Origin of the sequence: Sporocytophaga sp., from assembly GCF_017745095.1 — a bacterium.
In the GTDB taxonomy this organism is placed as follows: domain Bacteria; phylum Bacteroidota; class Bacteroidia; order Cytophagales; family Cytophagaceae; genus Sporocytophaga.
Map to the genome: position 1 here is coordinate 1 of NZ_JAGHZZ010000036.1, position 15,632 is coordinate 15,632.

At 35.8% G+C, this 15,632-nt stretch carries 13 protein-coding genes; 9 read left to right on the forward strand and 4 right to left on the reverse strand.

All coding sequences use genetic code 11. The annotated features are described in order from the left end of the window. From J7604_RS25260 to J7604_RS25280, 5 genes are all read left to right on the forward strand, one after another. Nucleotides 1–516, forward strand: a 516-nt coding sequence (locus tag J7604_RS25260; protein ID WP_293902764.1) for a chemotaxis protein CheB, incomplete at its 5' end; no start/stop codon positions are given. Next, nucleotides 513–1,268, forward strand: a complete 756-nt coding sequence (locus J7604_RS25265; protein WP_293902767.1) for a GAF domain-containing protein — start codon at nucleotides 513–515, stop codon at nucleotides 1,266–1,268. The genes J7604_RS25260 and J7604_RS25265, both read left to right, overlap by 4 nt. Before the next feature lie 18 nt (nucleotides 1,269–1,286). After that, the gene (locus J7604_RS25270) at nucleotides 1,287–3,989 is read left to right on the forward strand and encodes a PAS domain S-box protein (RefSeq protein ID WP_293902770.1); all 2,703 of its coding nucleotides are present in this window, start codon (nucleotides 1,287–1,289) and stop codon (nucleotides 3,987–3,989) included. Between the two features lie 43 nt (nucleotides 3,990–4,032). Continuing rightward, complete coding sequence (locus tag J7604_RS25275; protein WP_293902773.1) at nucleotides 4,033–4,575, forward strand: SiaB family protein kinase; 543 nt, start codon at nucleotides 4,033–4,035, stop codon at nucleotides 4,573–4,575. A 44-nt stretch (nucleotides 4,576–4,619) separates the two neighbouring features. After that, nucleotides 4,620–4,982 carry a DUF1987 domain-containing protein gene (locus tag J7604_RS25280; RefSeq protein WP_293902776.1) on the forward strand — a complete coding sequence of 121 codons (363 nt, stop codon included), beginning with the start codon at nucleotides 4,620–4,622 and terminating at the stop codon, nucleotides 4,980–4,982. Nucleotides 4,983–5,014: 32 nt separating this feature from the next. Here the strand turns inward: J7604_RS25280 and J7604_RS25285 are convergent, their stop codons facing one another. Both J7604_RS25285 and J7604_RS25290 read right to left on the reverse strand, forming a co-directional pair. After that, nucleotides 5,015–6,373, reverse strand: a complete 1,359-nt coding sequence (locus J7604_RS25285) for a rhodanese-like domain-containing protein (RefSeq protein ID WP_293902779.1) — start codon at nucleotides 6,371–6,373, stop codon at nucleotides 5,015–5,017. A gap of 87 nt (nucleotides 6,374–6,460) precedes the next feature. Further along, nucleotides 6,461–9,397: a gliding motility-associated C-terminal domain-containing protein gene (locus J7604_RS25290; RefSeq protein WP_293902782.1), complete on the reverse strand. Its 2,937-nt coding sequence runs from the start codon at nucleotides 9,395–9,397 to the stop codon at nucleotides 6,461–6,463. Nucleotides 9,398–9,606: 209 nt separating this feature from the next. Here J7604_RS25290 and J7604_RS25295 point away from each other — a divergent pair, with 209 nt between their 5' ends. The 4 genes from J7604_RS25295 to J7604_RS25310 all read left to right on the forward strand — a co-directional run bounded on the left by J7604_RS25295 (nucleotide 9,607) and on the right by J7604_RS25310 (nucleotide 13,067). Continuing rightward, nucleotides 9,607–10,641 carry a type IX secretion system membrane protein PorP/SprF gene (locus J7604_RS25295; protein WP_293902784.1) on the forward strand — a complete coding sequence of 345 codons (1,035 nt, stop codon included), beginning with the start codon at nucleotides 9,607–9,609 and terminating at the stop codon, nucleotides 10,639–10,641. A 157-nt stretch (nucleotides 10,642–10,798) separates the two neighbouring features. Then, nucleotides 10,799–11,137: a TM2 domain-containing protein gene (locus J7604_RS25300; RefSeq protein ID WP_293902787.1), complete on the forward strand. Its 339-nt coding sequence runs from the start codon at nucleotides 10,799–10,801 to the stop codon at nucleotides 11,135–11,137. Next, complete coding sequence (locus J7604_RS25305; RefSeq protein ID WP_293902790.1) at nucleotides 11,127–11,537, forward strand: DUF2752 domain-containing protein; 411 nt, start codon at nucleotides 11,127–11,129, stop codon at nucleotides 11,535–11,537. The genes J7604_RS25300 and J7604_RS25305 overlap by 11 nt, the downstream gene beginning before the upstream one ends. A gap of 306 nt (nucleotides 11,538–11,843) precedes the next feature. Continuing rightward, nucleotides 11,844–13,067 carry a DUF418 domain-containing protein gene (locus J7604_RS25310; RefSeq protein WP_293902793.1) on the forward strand — a complete coding sequence of 408 codons (1,224 nt, stop codon included), beginning with the start codon at nucleotides 11,844–11,846 and terminating at the stop codon, nucleotides 13,065–13,067. 102 nt (nucleotides 13,068–13,169) lie between these two features. Here the strand turns inward: J7604_RS25310 and J7604_RS25315 are convergent, their stop codons facing one another. Both J7604_RS25315 and J7604_RS25320 read right to left on the reverse strand, forming a co-directional pair. Next, nucleotides 13,170–14,777 carry a Na+/H+ antiporter gene (locus J7604_RS25315; protein WP_293902796.1) on the reverse strand — a complete coding sequence of 536 codons (1,608 nt, stop codon included), beginning with the start codon at nucleotides 14,775–14,777 and terminating at the stop codon, nucleotides 13,170–13,172. A gap of 39 nt (nucleotides 14,778–14,816) precedes the next feature. After that, nucleotides 14,817–15,494, reverse strand: coding sequence for a DUF4241 domain-containing protein (locus tag J7604_RS25320; protein ID WP_293902799.1), 678 nt, complete (start codon nucleotides 15,492–15,494; stop codon nucleotides 14,817–14,819). Nucleotides 15,495–15,632 lie beyond the last annotated feature (138 nt).

The window sequence follows — 15,632 nt, forward strand, 5'->3', positions numbered from 1 at the left end:
ATATTAAACAAGCTTCCAGAAGATTTTTCGTTACCAATTTTTATATGTTGCCATAGGCTAAAACATATAAGAAACGGCCTTATAGAAGCTCTATCTATAAAAAGCATTAAAGAAGTAAAAGAGCCTGATCATAATGAACCCATCAAAAAAGGGAAAATATATCTGGCGCCAGCTAATTATCATATGAATATTGAATTGGGTAATTACATTTCTTTATCCACTGAAGAAATGGTTAATAATTCAAGACCCGCAATAGATATAACCTTTGAGACCTGTGCGTACGTTTATAAGGAAAAACTTATTGGAATCTTATTAACAGGAGCAAACAAAGATGGAGCTCTTGGAATGAAGAAGGTAAAAGATTATGGAGGAATGACAATCATTCAGGATCCTGAAGAAAGCGTGATTGACACGATGCCAAAGGCTGCTATGAGTGTTACAAAAATAGACCATGTTATGAAAGTAGAAGAAATTATAAAGTTTTTAATAGAATTAAATAAAGTGACTCAGCTATGAAAATGATTTTATCAAAAGTGCATGCTCTGGCGAATTTATTGTTTATAGGGTTGGTTGTTTATTCAATTATCCTAATCAGTAGGTTTTCAGGGGTTGATCATAATATCCTTTCAATTTTTTATATAACTCTTGTAGCAGGAATAATAAGCATCATTCTGAATTATGTTTTGCTCAATACAAAATCATTTAAGGAGGTTGTATATGTGGACAGACTTAAGAATGAATTTATTGTTGATAAAGAAGAAGAAATTTTAAAACAGGATCAGTCTAATATTATTCATGAAGTAAAAAAAGAAATTGATGCTATCACGAATAGTAAAGTTGGTGGTAAAGATAAAATGGATAAAGCATTGTCAGTTATATGTAATAAAATTGATGCTGGACAATCTGTACTCTTTTTTAGAGACCAAGAAGAAAATAAATTGAAAAGATATTCTTCATATGCATTGGCTTTAGATTCTGCAAATGATATAGAATTTGCAGTAGGAGAAGGGTTGGTGGGGCTAGTGGCCAAAGAAGGTAAGACCTTGGTAATAGATGATCTTAAGGAAAGCTATATGATACCATTTTCTGGTTTAGGAACGACCAAATCTGTAGATGTTATGATTTTGCCTTTGCTGAAAAATGAAGAAATTATTGGAGTCTGGGAAATTTCATTGTTGAAAAAGGCAAATGATAATGACAAAAACCTCATTCAAAATCTAACAACTTTGCTGGGTGATTTTTTGGCAGTTGAAACTCAGTATAACTAATATTTGAAAGTAGATCTTATGTTCAATAAAATAAAATTAAGTTTAGGCAGCAAGATTGTCGTATTTACTACATCTTTAGTGGCAGCTGCGTTATTGTTGATTTCTTATATTCAGTATTCAGTATTTACCAAAATAGTTTCTGGTACACCAGCTGGAGGCAAAGTTGTAGAGGAGTTTTCGGATGATGCCCGTTTATATCTGATCATAGCTTCTTTGTTTGTAGTTTTGCTAACTATAGTTCTCGCATTTTATCTGGTGCGATATCTTACTCAACCGATCTTTTCATTAAAAGAATATCTTAAACTAACAGAAGAAGGTATATTAGCCAATGAAATTAATATTAATACCGGTGATGAAATTGGAGAGATGGCTACCATTACCAATAATATCGTTAGATCATTAAAACATACTGCACACTTTGCACACACCATTGGTGATGGTAATTTGAATACACAATTTAAACCCGCGAGTGAAAACGATGTATTAGGGAATTCTCTTTTGAACATGCAGAAAAACCTCATCAGTGCAGAGATCAGAGAAAAAGAGAGAAATTGGATTGTTAATGGTATTGCCGAAGTAGGTGAGATTTTACGTAAACATAATTCTATTGATCCTCTAAGTTATGATGTGATAAAATATCTTATAGGAAAGATTGGCGCAATTCAGGGAGCTTTTTATGTGATAGAGGAGGATGATGAAAATGAGTTTAAGAAGTCTATCGTGATGAAAAATCTCTATGCGTATAATAGAAAGAAATATAAGACTGCGAAATTTAAAATGGGAGATGGCTTGGTTGGGCAGGCTGCTATAGAAGGAGCTACCATTTTCAGGACTGAAATTCCAAAGGACTACTGCTCTATAACTTCCGGATTAATTATTGACAAAAAGCCAGATTCAATTCTAATTGTGCCTCTGATTACAGAAGAATTAACCTATGGAGTTGTTGAGTTTGCTTCATTGAGAAAGTTTTCAACAAATGAGGTACGATTCATTGAAGAAGTAGGACCAATAATAGCAAGGACAATCTTTAACATACATGTCAATGAACGCACTCAAAGACATCTTGAGCAATCTCAAAAGATGAGTGCTGAACTTCAACAGCAACAGGAAGAATTGAGGCAGAATGCTGAAGAAATGAGAGCTACTCAGGAAGATCTTCAATTATCTAATGAGAAGCTTGAAGAGCAGATTGAAGAGGTAAATAAAACTCAGAAGAGAATGCAGTCTCTACTTGAAAATGCATCAGAGGTGATTGCAATCTACGAGAAGAATATGATCTTAAGGTATGTGAGTCCTTCTGTAAAGAGGATTTTGGGAATAGACTCATCTGATCTTGTAAATAAGAAGGATGAAGCCCATATATATGAAGAAGACAGAACGGCCTACAAAGCAATGTTTGATGAGCTTTTGGCAGATCCTGAAAAGTCTATCACAATTCAATATAGATTTATAAAAGATAACGGAGAGCTAATCTGGCTTGAAGCAACAGGTAAAAATCTTCTGTCTGATAGAGCGGTCGGTGGCATTATTCTTAATTCACGTGATATTACAGTAAAGAGAAAGGCAGAAATGGAAGAACGCATGAGGAAGAACATGCAGGCGCTTTCTGAAAACTCCCCTGATCTTATTACACGGTTGAACTGTGATGGTCTAATCACTTATACAAATCCAGTGATTGAAAACTATACAGGATTAAAACCTTCAGAGTTTATGAATCAGTCTCTTGAAAGTGTTAGTTCACAAAATGGTATTGTTGGCGTTTGGAAAGAGATCCTTCAGAATGTAATTACTACAGAAAATAAACTTCACCTTGAAACAAATTATAATTCACATCTTGGAGAAAGGGTAATGCAGATCAATGCAATTCCTGAATATAATGAAAATAGTCTGGAGTCTGTCCTTGTTGTTTCTCACGATATTACAGAGATGAAGCTGATAGAAAGAGAAATTCAGGCTAAGAACAGAAGCATTCATGAAAGTATAACTTATTCAAAAAGGATTCAGAATGCTATTATTCCTGATAATAAGTCTATCCAGAAAACCTTACCTGGCTCATTTATACTATATAAGCCAAGAGATATAGTAAGTGGTGACTTTCCTTGGTATATGGAAAAAGATGACTCAGTATTTATATCCGTAGTGGATTGTACTGGTCACGGTGTACCTGGAGCTATGTTATCTCTGGTAGGATATTTTCAATTGAATAACATAGTGGAGATGTGTTCCGGGCTAAATTCTGGGGCTATATTGGATGAGTTTGATAGAAAGGTTAATGAAACCCTTATCAAGGATACCAATGAAGAGAATATCAAAGACGGAATGGATATTGCATTTTGTAAAATTGATTTGTCTAAGAAGATCGTAGAATACGCCGGAGCTCACAGATCGTTATATCATGTTTCCAATGGAGAATTAACTGAATATAAAGGTGATAAATGGGCTATTGGTGGAGGAGTCTATAAAAATCAAACTCAGTTTACCAACCATAAGATCAAGATGAAAACTGGTGACATGATTTTCTTTTTCTCTGATGGATTCCCGGATCAGTTTGGTGGACCACAAAACAGAAAACTTGGTACGGTTAAAATCAAAGATGCTATCATGAATAACAAAGACAAATCTATGGCTGCAATACATGATGCATTGAATGTTGAGTTTGAATCATGGAAGGGTGAGCATAAACAGACTGATGATGTTCTTTTAATTGGTATTAAGTTTTAAGAATTTTTTATAGAGTTTAAATTAAAGTCGCAACTAATTACGTATGAATTACATTTATAATATTCACAAAACTATGGTAGAAGAAAATATCATACTTGTATACGAAGGGGAGTTTACCCAGGAAATAACAAAAGCCGTATTGTCAATGGCCGAAAAGAAGCTTGATTCTAAAGGCGAAGAGGGCAATATTAAAAGAAAAGTATTCAATGTAATGGTTGAATGCCTTCAAAATATCTGTAAACATTCTGAGAGCTTGTCCTTACCGAATGAAAAGAAAGCTATTTTTATGATTGGTTCTGAAGAGGATTGCTATATCATTACTTCAGGTAATATGATTGCTAATAAAGATATCAAAGGGTTGTCTGAAAAGCTTGAGAAGATTAACAGCCTGGATAAAGATGGTTTGAAGAATTTCTATAAGGAATTAATTCAGAATAATGAAATGTCAGATAAAGGGGGGGCTGGATTAGGATTTGTTGATATCGCGAGAAAGTCAGGACAGAAACTGGAATATAATTTTGAATCTGTAGATGCTGATTATTCTTTCTTTTCTTTCAAATCAAAAATTGCAAGAATCAGCGAGTAAATCCTTTTTCTTATATAAACCTATTTGATAATCTTTCTATAATTATGGATACTTTGAATATAAACGGAACTGAAGATACTCCCTCTGTCACATTGGACAAATCTAAAGGAGTATTTGAAATTTCCGGACGCTCACTCCCGGAAGATGCTGCCGGTTTTTTTAAACCAGTGTTAAGCTGGATAGAAGCATATAAGGACCAATCTAATCCAGCCACAAATCTTCAGGTTAAACTGGAATATTTTAATACTGCGTCTTCTAAATTGATATTGGACATTTTAACGAAATTCGAAAAAATACAGGGAGCAAAAATTATCTGGTATCATTTTTCTGATGATGAAGATATGAAAGAGGCAGGACAAGAGTTCTCCGAGCTTGTTGAAATCCCTTTTGAGTTTAAAGCTATGTAGGCAAAAGAGTGGGATAAATACCCGCTCTTAATCTACTTTTTTTGACTATTAACTTTTGGTAGTGCTTCCAGTGATTTTATACTTTCGCTAATATCATATACTTTGTCAATTTGTGTGCGTTCAAGCATACTGCTACCAATAGCTGATCGGTATCCTCCTGCACAGTGCACTGCAATTGGTTTACCGGAAGGTATAGAATGAATGTTATCTCTAAGTTTGTTTAGGGGAATGTTTATTGCATTTGAAAAATACTTTCCTGATGCTACCTCATTTACTTCTCTCACATCTATAATTGTATATTTGTCCTCTCCATCGACTAAATCTTTAGCATCTATTTTTTCTGATTGAGTACCTGAAGGTTTTTGCATGACTATAGCTCCGGCTATTTTTGATTCGTATCCTATTTTAGCTGTTTTAAGAAGCACCTCTTGCAATATACCATTATCGCTTGCTATAAGATAAAATGTTTCGTCAGGACTGATGATTGAGCCTAACCATGTTTCAAACTTTCCACCGTTAGGAATATTAATTGCTCCTTGGATATGTCCTGTCTTGAAGAGATCTGAACTTCTGGTGTCTACAATCAAAGCATCAGTCAATATTTCATCAATGTTTTCTATGTATTTAACATGGTCAATGCTCTCACTTAATTTAGGAGCGCCAAGTTTGTTTATGAGAACATCATATTGAAAATATTTTGGAATAAATGGCTGGTTCTCCAAAATGAGTTTTATAAATTCTGACTCACTCATGGATTGAAGAGCGTAATTCTCTTTTCTTTGGTTGCCAAGAGTATCAGAAAGATTATCGCTCATTGATTTTCCACAAAGAGAGCCGGGACCATGAGCCGGGAATATGATTATGTCATCCGGTAATTTTAATATTTTATCATGAAGAGAGTGATATAATTTACCCGCCAGCTTTTCTTTTAAAGTTGTGTTGTCTTTAAAAGACTCCCTTAAATCTGGTCTACCAACATCTCCAATAAATAGTGTGTCGCCGGTAAATATCGCATAAGGATTTTCTGTCTCGTCTTCAAGTAGCACTGAAATACTGTCAGGAGAGTGGCCTGGGGTATTGATAGCTTTTAATTTTATTGCTCCAATTTTTATCTCATCACCATCATCAAAGGTCGTATGTTCATAATTAACTTCTGATAATTTACTTGCATAGACTTTTACTTCTTGCAAAGAAAATTCTCCATGACTGCTTATGAAATCAGCATGGGGATGAGTTTCAATGACAGCTTTGATTTTGGCGTTATACTTACTTTCTAATTGAGTAAAGGGAGAGGTGTCTCTTGCCGGATCTATAAGGGCTATTTCTCCTTCACTTATAATAGCGTAGGAAAGCTGTGCCAGACCTTTATCAAAAAAACTTTCTATTTGCATTTTTTTAATTTTAATGATGAAAAGTGAATTCATTCATAACTGGCTTGCGCTGGCAATGTTGATAATGGGGTAATTTGATTTCCTCAATTATCTTATTACGGTCACATCTCCGGTTTTTGTCTGACTTCTAGGTCCACTAGTGCTTTCTCCCGTGTAAGTGAGTTTCCAGATATATGCCCCTTCCTGCACGGTTGTTCCTCTATACTCTCCGTTCCAGGAATTTTCCATTGAGTTTGAAACAAAAATCAATTCTCCCCATTGATCAAATATTTCAAGTCTAAAAGAGATGATATTGGCTCCTGAAATTCTGAATACATCATTATTTCCGTCACCATTAGGTGAAAATATATTAGGGACAAAGACCCTGGCTTCACAGATATCTTCTATTAATGTATTTACCGTACTTTCGCATCCATGTTCGCTTTTGGCTGTTAAGTAATAAATGCCTTCTGTAAATACTGTAATTGATTGAGTTGTTTGTCCTCCGGGTAGCCAAAGGTAACTATCTGCTATCCCCCCATCCAGTAACACGGAATCTCCATTTTCACTACACAGTGCATAAGTTGGATTCAAACTGACATCAGGAGCCTTTTCAAATTCAATATTGATTGTATCGCTTCTTTGGCATTGATCACTATAAATGGCAACACTGTAAGTTCCTGAAGTTGTTGGGTGTATTTGTCGGTTAATTTCATTGGTTGACCATTTATATTGGAATCCTGAAGGCACTATTCCTGCATCCAAAACGGGGGAAGAACCTTCACAGTAGGTTGTATCAGGACCTAATGAAACCGAAGGAGGAGTGATAAAAGTAATGGTTATCTGATCCGATTTTTGACATAAACCATTATTGTTAACTGTTGCGGAATAAATCCCTGAAGTTTTTATCACTATGCTTTGACTTGTAGCTCCGGTGGACCATGCATGAGTTAGTCCGGGGTTTTGTGCATCCAGCTGAATTGAGTCACCTGTGCATAAAGTTTTATCTATCCCTAAGTCAAATGGGATTACAGGAGCAAAGGTAACAGTTGCTGTAGCTGTGTTTATACATCCCGCCCTGCTGACTTCTACAGTATAAGTTCCAGAAGTGTCTGTATTGATAAAAGAAGATGTCGCCCCTGTACTCCATAGGTAAGATAGGCCTGAACCGCTTAATGTTGCATCCAATTTATAGGTAATCGGGTCGCAAATGATGGTGTCTTTAATTGGCGGTGCTGGGGGTGCTTCTACTATTGTCAATGTTCTGGACATAGTTGTATCTCCGCATGCATATATTGCCCTTACAGATACATTATATGTTCCTGGTCCTAGATAGGTATGTGTAGTTGTTTGGCCAGTTGCTGTTTGTCCGTCACCAAAGCTCCATGTCCAGGTAAATACCGTATCTGGTGCATTTGCCTGAAATAAAGTTATAGAGCCGGAACAAGTATCGGCATAAGCTAAATTCCAATCAGATGTATTAAAATAGTTGGCTACAAAATTAGGAAGGCCTGTGTTGCTTTCTGTGCCAAGATCTACAGACTTATGTTGATAGTCTGCATCTGTGCTATCTAGCGTAGGATTATTGATAACTCCAAGAAAGCCGCTTCCCGAACCTTTCAGAGCTACGTATATTTTTCCGTCAGGTCCTAACTGCAGAGCTTCATATGAAGCAGATGGATCAGTGCTTATAGTTACCTGTGAATTTTCAATTTCAGTTGATGTTGCCTTGGTGAGATCATATTGATAAAGGTGACCATCACCGTTTGTGCTTACATAAAGTTTATTGTTGTCATCAGAAAATTCCAGGCCAAATGGGTTTGTAACGTTGGTTATTGTATCGCTGATAGTAAGTTGACCAGTGTTTTTATTAAAATCAAATATTTCAACTTTATTTTGTTCAGCCAAAGCAACAGCTACTTTGGTTCCGTCTTTAGAAAACTTCATATAGCCCTGACCATTCGTTTGCACTGTACCTGTTGAAGAAATTACTGGGGTAGAAGAGAAGCCGCTTGTTCCAATTTTATATGATATGAAATTGTTTGAATTAAGTTCATGTGCTACCACCCAGAAATTACCCTGATCATCTTTCATGCCTGATATCTTATTGGCAACGGGAGTATTAAGGGGAACGTTAACATTGGTTACTCTCCCTTCTCCATTATTAAATGATAAATCTATGGTAGTATAACTTAATCCTGTTGAAGGGTTTACTGTGAAGACGTAATAAATATTGTTTGATCGAGGGTCTGGTACTATTATAGCGGATTGAGAAGAGTCTGAATTACCTTTTAATCCTGTGCCTCCTTGCATAATTTTATTGTCTTTGGTATAGATATTTATTCCATCGGTATAGAATAAAAGATTTCCAGAAGGGTCCGATATGGAAGCACTTCCGCCATTAGTGCTACTGGCATTGGTATTGGTTACAGAAGGAGGATTATCATTGAAGTTTAGTCCTGCATTATTTCCAAAATGCCAATTATAGTCCCCTTTGTTTCCTTGCCCCCAAAAACGAATTGTTACAGTGTCTGAAGTATAGCATCCGTTCTGGTAAATTTTTACCCAGTATTTTCCGGCACTGTTTAGTGTGTCAATTTGAGTTGTATCTCCATCAGACCATTTGTAACTTAAGCCTGGGATCCCAGCATCAATAAGATATGGGGCATCACAGACAACCGTGTCTTTTAGGTTAATTGATAAAGGAGGATTCGGATTATTCTGAATTGATATGTTTTTGGTAATAGTGGCAGGATTCCCACAAGCATCAGTGAATGAGAAGGTAACTGTATAAGTTGTATTTGTCTGAGAAAACGTATGTGTGGGATAAGCACCAAAAGCTGTATTTTGAGTTCCGGAAGCCAGGTCACCAAAGTTCCAGCTCCAGGTGGTCGTATCACCTACTCCAATTCCGGTAAATTGTGTTAAATTACTAAAACATGTATCTTTATAAGTAATTCCTGCATTAGCAGGAATACACTGCGCACTTGCAGAAGCAATATTGAAGAATAATATGTATATGACGATTAGTAATGAAACTCTCATTCGCTCTATATATTTAGTATCCGAAAAGCCCTGTAAGGCTATCAATTATAGTTGTTTGTAATCAAAATGAGCATGACAGTCTTTCTGCATTGCTGTTTGTTAGAAATTATCAGTATATTGGTTTCCCTAGGAAATCAACAAAGCAGGAAATATAAAAGATTTTATATTAAAGAAAAACTAAATAGAGACAATAAGGTTTGATTTATTAAATGAAGATTCTAATACACTTAGTTATATATATATTGATAATTAATTCAAGTGTTTCATATGCACAGGATGTACAATTATCACAGTTTTATAATGCACCTTTGTTTTTAAATCCAGCATTTGCGGGCACAAGCCATTCATCCAGGGCTATACTCAATTACAGAAATCAATGGCCTACTGCAGGAAAACCTTTTATAACCTATGCGGCATCGTTCGATCACTTTTTCTCTAAATATTCAAGTGGAGTGGGACTTATGGTAATGCAGAACAAAGAGGGAACATCAAAACTTAAATCGACAGAGATATCCGGTTTTTATTCTTACCATATTGGGTTGAATGAAACCTGGACATTCATTCCAGGATTACAAGCTACGTATGTTCAGCAAAATATTGATTATTCAAAAGTCATTTTTCCTGATCAGTATGATGATAATGGATTTATAGGAGGAACGTCTGAACCATTGAATTTATCAAAAAGAAATTACTTTGATTTCTCAGCTGGAGGGCTACTTTATTCAGAAGTATTTTGGTTTGGTTTTTCATACCATCATCTAAATAGACCACGCCAATCTTTTTTAGATGATGATAGTAGGCTGCCCGGAGAAATGAATCTGCATGCTGGAGCAAGGATCCCGATAGCAAGCAGTCCTAGAGGAAGATCAACCCGGATTAAATATAAAGAAAAAGCATTTATACCATCCATTCTTTATAAGACTCAGGGGAAATTTGATCAATTGGATCTTGGTATCAATGTTTTACTGGAACCTGTGCAGTTCGGGATGTGGTACCGGGGACTTCCTGTAAAACAATATGAGGCAGGTTTAACCAATGCAGAGGCTGTTATTGGTCTGATAGGGGTGGTATTTAATGGTTTTAGTTTTTGTTATAGCTATGACTATGTTGTATCAAGGCTTAACAGAAGAACTGGAGGCGCTCATGAAATTTCTTTGATCTACATATTTGGTGAAAATGATCAAAAAGGAAAGAAGAAAACTAAATACAAAAGACTCCCATGTCCTTCGTTTTATAAGTTGTAGTCTTGCTTATATGATTTAATAAGTAAATTTATTTAGATGGTTTTATGTATCGTTCATTAAAACAGGTCTTTAATTAAAAATAAATTTAAACCATACGAAAAAAATCACGTAATTAGGTCCATATTTTAGGTATAAATTTTAACATAATTTTTTCGAAATGGACCAAAACAAAGTTGATTTGTTCATTGCTTCAATGAACGAAAAGTTTCCGGCAGAAAAACTAGGCCTCATCAGAGAGCAACTCTCCAGGTTAGATGATAGTAAGCTTGCCACAATTCAATCTATTCAATATAAAAATCCTACAACCCTATTGATCGTATCCTTTCTTCTGGGTGGATTAGGAATAGACAGATTTATGCTAGGCCAAACAGGTCTGGGAGTTGCTAAATTGCTTACTTGCGGTGGATTGGGAGTTTGGGCATTAGTTGACTTATTTTTAATAATGGGTAAAGCAAGGGAAGTTAATTATAATAAGTTTTCTCAGGTTGCTGTTTAAAGCATTTAAAAAATACAACCTCAAATACCTGCTTGCAATCTCTGCGATTGTAAGCGGGTATTTGTTTTTATATGTTTTTGATTGCTATAATAACCACCAGCATTTCACACTTTGTATTTTTAAAAGAATTACTGGTATTCCTTGTCCAGGTTGTGGAATGGGAAGAGCTACACTTGAACTAATGAAAGGGAATTTATCAGAAGCCTTTCAGTACAATATTCTCAGTATTCCTTTTTCAATAGTAATCATAATTTCATTAATCTGGATGTTCGCTGACCTTTTTAGGCAGAAGGATACTTTTTTTGTCTTCATAGAAAAGAGAATGAAATTTCAATATAGAATTCTGATATTTGTGGTCCTTGTGATGGATTGGGTTGTAAATATTATCAGAGGGGTATAATTTTTATAATATCTTCAATATTTTCAATAGCTTAATTATATATTTTTTAGAATCTTTCTGAAAATAATCTTTAGGTATTATTCAGGAGTCTATTTTTATAAAATACCTTATAAATGTATTTTTAAAGGATTTTTGATCGTTATTTTCCCGTAAAAAGATAGAGGAAAAGAGCTTAGTTTACCTCTCAAGTTTATAATTTTTCTTATTTAAGTTTAGTGGTTTTAATGAATTAATTGCACCTTTTACAAAGTCGACTAATTCAGCTAATGTAATTAAACCCTAACCTAAAATTAACGATTGAATTCTATGGAAACACCTGTTTTAAAAAAGCCAACAGATCGGCTTGAAGTCATTGATGTCTTAAGAGGGATAGCATTATTCGGACTGTTTTCTGTTCATATGCAGGAGCACTTTGAGCTGTTTATATTTCCTGAGACCAATTCTGAAATGTTAAAAGTATTAGATAAAGGTGTCAATGAAATAGTATATTTTCTTTTTGCAGGCAAGTCATATGCGCTGTTTGCGTTCCTTTTTGGATTAAGTTTCTTTATTCAGATGAAAAGTCAGGCAGATAAAGGAAACGATTTCAGAAGCCGTTTTATTTGGAGGCTTATAGTTTTAGGTGGGATAGGGTGGTTTCATAGCCTGGTTTATTCTGGAGATATTCTTACCTATTTCTTTATTATGGGATTTGTGCTCGTAGTGATGGACAAAGTACCTTCACGAGTGCTCATTATACTTGCGGTATTTTTTCTTTTGCAGATTCCATTTGTAGTAATGGTTATAAATAAAACTTTGAACCACGATTATCAGCGTAACCCACTTTTGATTACAATGGATGCAATCTATAGCTCAAACGGGCCAATTTTCTCCAAAGGAAGCTTATTGGATGTCCTCTCATTTAATATTTCTGAAGCTCAAAAGTCCAAATGGTTGTATATGTTCCTATATGGACGCGTATTTCAGACGTTAGGCTTATTTATGATTGGTATTGTGATTGGCAGAAGTGGCTTCTTCAAAACAATTGGAAAGTATAAGAAACATTGCCAGGTAGCTTTGGTTCTGGCATCCACTTTATTTATTCCTTTGTTTATATTTAACAGATTCTATCTGCCAGAGATTGCTTCAGAAAAGACTATCATTGAATCGTGGACTATCATATTATCTTCTTATGCTAATTTTGCTTTTGTCGTAATCATCTTCAGTAGTTTTGTTTTACTTTATCAAAACGATACAATAAGGAAAGGGCTTGATATTCTTAAATATATAGGTAGAATGAGCTTGACAACTTATGTGATGCAGTCAGTGGTGTGGGTTCCCCTCATCTATGGGTATGGAGCCGGCTTGTATGACTCTATTGGGTTCTTTTACAGTTTTCTGCTGGGAATTGTATTCTTTGTGGCTCAGTTATTCCTTAGCAGATGGTGGATGAACAGATATCATTATGGACCACTGGAGTGGCTTTGGAGATCTGTGACTTATCTTTCTCTCCAAGATGTACCTTTGAAAAGGGATCTTGTTCGGAGTTAATATTCCTATTTTTGATAAAGCCAAAGTCCTGTAAATAATACAGGACTTTGACTTTTATATAATTTCCAATCCTTTAAATGTTGACTTGATGGGGCTGACTTTTTAGTGCGCAGCTCCACTGACCTTCATTTCATTAAGATCCAATTGTATTTCTGCTTTTCTTATTTCCTCATCACTGAAGAACTTTTCTTTTCTTAATTGAAATAGTTCTATGCGTTGAGCCGAATAAATATCTAATAGGATTTTACGATAATCTTCTTTTTCTTCAATTTGAGTCGTGTCGCATTCTAAAGAGGCAAGTCTTTGCTGTGAGGTGGCTACCTCGTGTTCAAGATTTGTTTTTAATATAGCTACCAGCTCATTTTCCTGTATCTCCAAAGCGTATTTATCGCATAAGCGACGAAGAGCAACATTCGATAATCTTAAATTTATTCCAGTCTGTTGCTCATCTTCAGGTATGATCTTATCAATTTCTTTTAACTTGATGAGTTTAATGATCAGAGGCAGTGTAAGTCCCTGGACAACAAGCGTGACAAATATTGTTATGAATGTGATAAAGATAATCAAATTACGGTGAGGAAAAGCAGTACCATCGTTCATGAGCATTGGGATAGACAATGCGGTCGCCAGCGAGACGACACCACGCATTCCTGCCCAACTCACTACTAAAGGACCTTTCCAGCCTGGATTGGATTCTTTGCGAATTTCTGCATTGAGCCAACGAGGAATATGAGTTGCCGGGAATACCCATAAAAATCTAAGCAATATGATGATTCCACTAACCAATAAGCCATATTTTATTCCTTGAGCAATTGAATATTCTCCCAGACCATTGATTATCTCAGGCAGTTCTAGACCAATCAGAATAAATACGACAGCGTTCATAATAAATATCATGGTTGTCCATACGCCGAGCATATTGATACGGGTAGTACCGGTAGTGAAAACTTCATGTGAACGGTAAGATATAAAGAGCCCACCACTTACAACTGCCATTACTCCGGAAAAATGAAACTGCTCTGCTGTAAGGAACAGAATATATGGCGTCATAACTGTCAATGCTGCATCTATTGCAGGTGTTGTCGGAAGGAAACGATGTATCGCATACATTACATGAGCACCCGCGAGCCCAATAACAACGCCCATCGAAGCTACAAGGAAGAATTGACCGGCAGCTGCGTGAAAAGAGAAGGTACCGGTAAGTATTGCGGCTAATGCAAAACGAAAGACAATTAGTGAAGATGCATCATTGACGAGGCTTTCTCCTTCAAGAATGGTTAATACCCGCTTTGGTACATCCAGGCCTTTTAATACAGTCGTTGCAGCAACAGCGTCAGGCGGAGATATAATGCCTCCCAGTAGAAATCCAAGTGCTAATGTAAATCCGGGTATTATGTTACTTGAGAAATAAGCCACCAAAGTAGAAGTAAAAAAAACAAGTCCAAAAGCGAGCAAGCTTATGGGGCGTTTCCATTTCCAGAAGTCTTTCCATGAAGTATACCAGGCTGCTTCATAAAGTAAGGGCGGCAGGAAGATCAGGAAGACAAGATCTGGTTCTAACTTAATGACAGGAATGCCCGGAATAAAGCTAATTGCGAGACCTGCCAGTACCAGGAATATGGGATATGCGATTTTTATCTTTTGTGCCAACATCACAAGGAGAAAAACTGCAAAAAGAAGACTGAGTATAAGTAGTAAGTTGTAATGCACTTTTATATAATCCTTTTATTGATCTGGAATTTATGTTAATTATTGTTCATCTGGTAATAACAAAACCAGGAAGTCGATGACCAGAGATGTGACCTGTCCATCTTTGTCTATCCCCCAATAAGCAGGGTAAACACCATCTCCATAACCAGACTGGAACATCGTTATATTCAGATCCGACCCTGGTAGTTTGAAATTTATCCAGTCTCCGTAGTCTTGTGGATCATTTTTGTCGATGGCATTCTTCTTGAATTCGGCTGCAAAGAAATCGTCATAGATATTACCTTCTGGATTTTTTTGAACAAAGGCTTCTATAAACTTATCATATTGAAGAGCAGCATTATAATCCATAAACCCACCTAGACCAGCGTCGACGGGAAAACCGAAGAAGTCACCCTTTTCTTTTAATTCACTGATATCGTCATCATTTCTCAAAGCGAGCACCCACTTTTCTGCTTTATTGTTACTTAGTTCCAGTTTAGCCACTGCATAACGATCCCCAGCTTCTTCTGTCTTTGCGATATAGATCTTAACAGGATAAGCACCAGGACTTATTTTCTTGCTTAAAGGCACTATGTCATGAAACACAAGCGGATCACAAACGACGATTTCACCGCTAGGTGCATTGAGATTGCCTATTTCAAGAAGTTCGATAGGTGTTCCTTGTACTTCTTTGTTTTCAAATATGATATTGTAATCAGCGTGGGATACAAATTCCATGAGATATAGGTAATTGATTATAGGTCAAAAATAAAAAATCGATACAGGGAATACAAGGTTTTACTTTTTATCTGCAATCCTGTGCCCGATAAAAAAATAAGCGAAAATAAAATTTTGGATAAACTAGTCTAATAAAAC

Bases quoted from the DNA above. Each gene is read 5' to 3' on its own strand.
- J7604_RS25280 (WP_293902776.1), top strand. From the start codon at position 4,620: ATGGATACTTTGAATATAAACGGAACTGAAGATACTCCCTCTGTCACA.
- J7604_RS25295 (WP_293902784.1), top strand. From the start codon at position 9,607: ATGAAGATTCTAATACACTTAGTTATATATATATTGATAATTAATTCA.
- J7604_RS25320 (WP_293902799.1), bottom strand. From the start codon at position 15,494: ATGGAATTTGTATCCCACGCTGATTACAATATCATATTTGAAAACAAA.
- J7604_RS25265 (WP_293902767.1), top strand. From the start codon at position 513: ATGAAAATGATTTTATCAAAAGTGCATGCTCTGGCGAATTTATTGTTT.
- J7604_RS25290 (WP_293902782.1), bottom strand. From the start codon at position 9,397: ATGAGAGTTTCATTACTAATCGTCATATACATATTATTCTTCAATATT.
- J7604_RS25310 (WP_293902793.1), top strand. From the start codon at position 11,844: ATGGAAACACCTGTTTTAAAAAAGCCAACAGATCGGCTTGAAGTCATT.
- J7604_RS25275 (WP_293902773.1), top strand. From the start codon at position 4,033: ATGAATTACATTTATAATATTCACAAAACTATGGTAGAAGAAAATATC.
- J7604_RS25300 (WP_293902787.1), top strand. From the start codon at position 10,799: ATGGACCAAAACAAAGTTGATTTGTTCATTGCTTCAATGAACGAAAAG.
- J7604_RS25285 (WP_293902779.1), bottom strand. From the start codon at position 6,373: ATGCAAATAGAAAGTTTTTTTGATAAAGGTCTGGCACAGCTTTCCTAC.
- J7604_RS25270 (WP_293902770.1), top strand. From the start codon at position 1,287: ATGTTCAATAAAATAAAATTAAGTTTAGGCAGCAAGATTGTCGTATTT.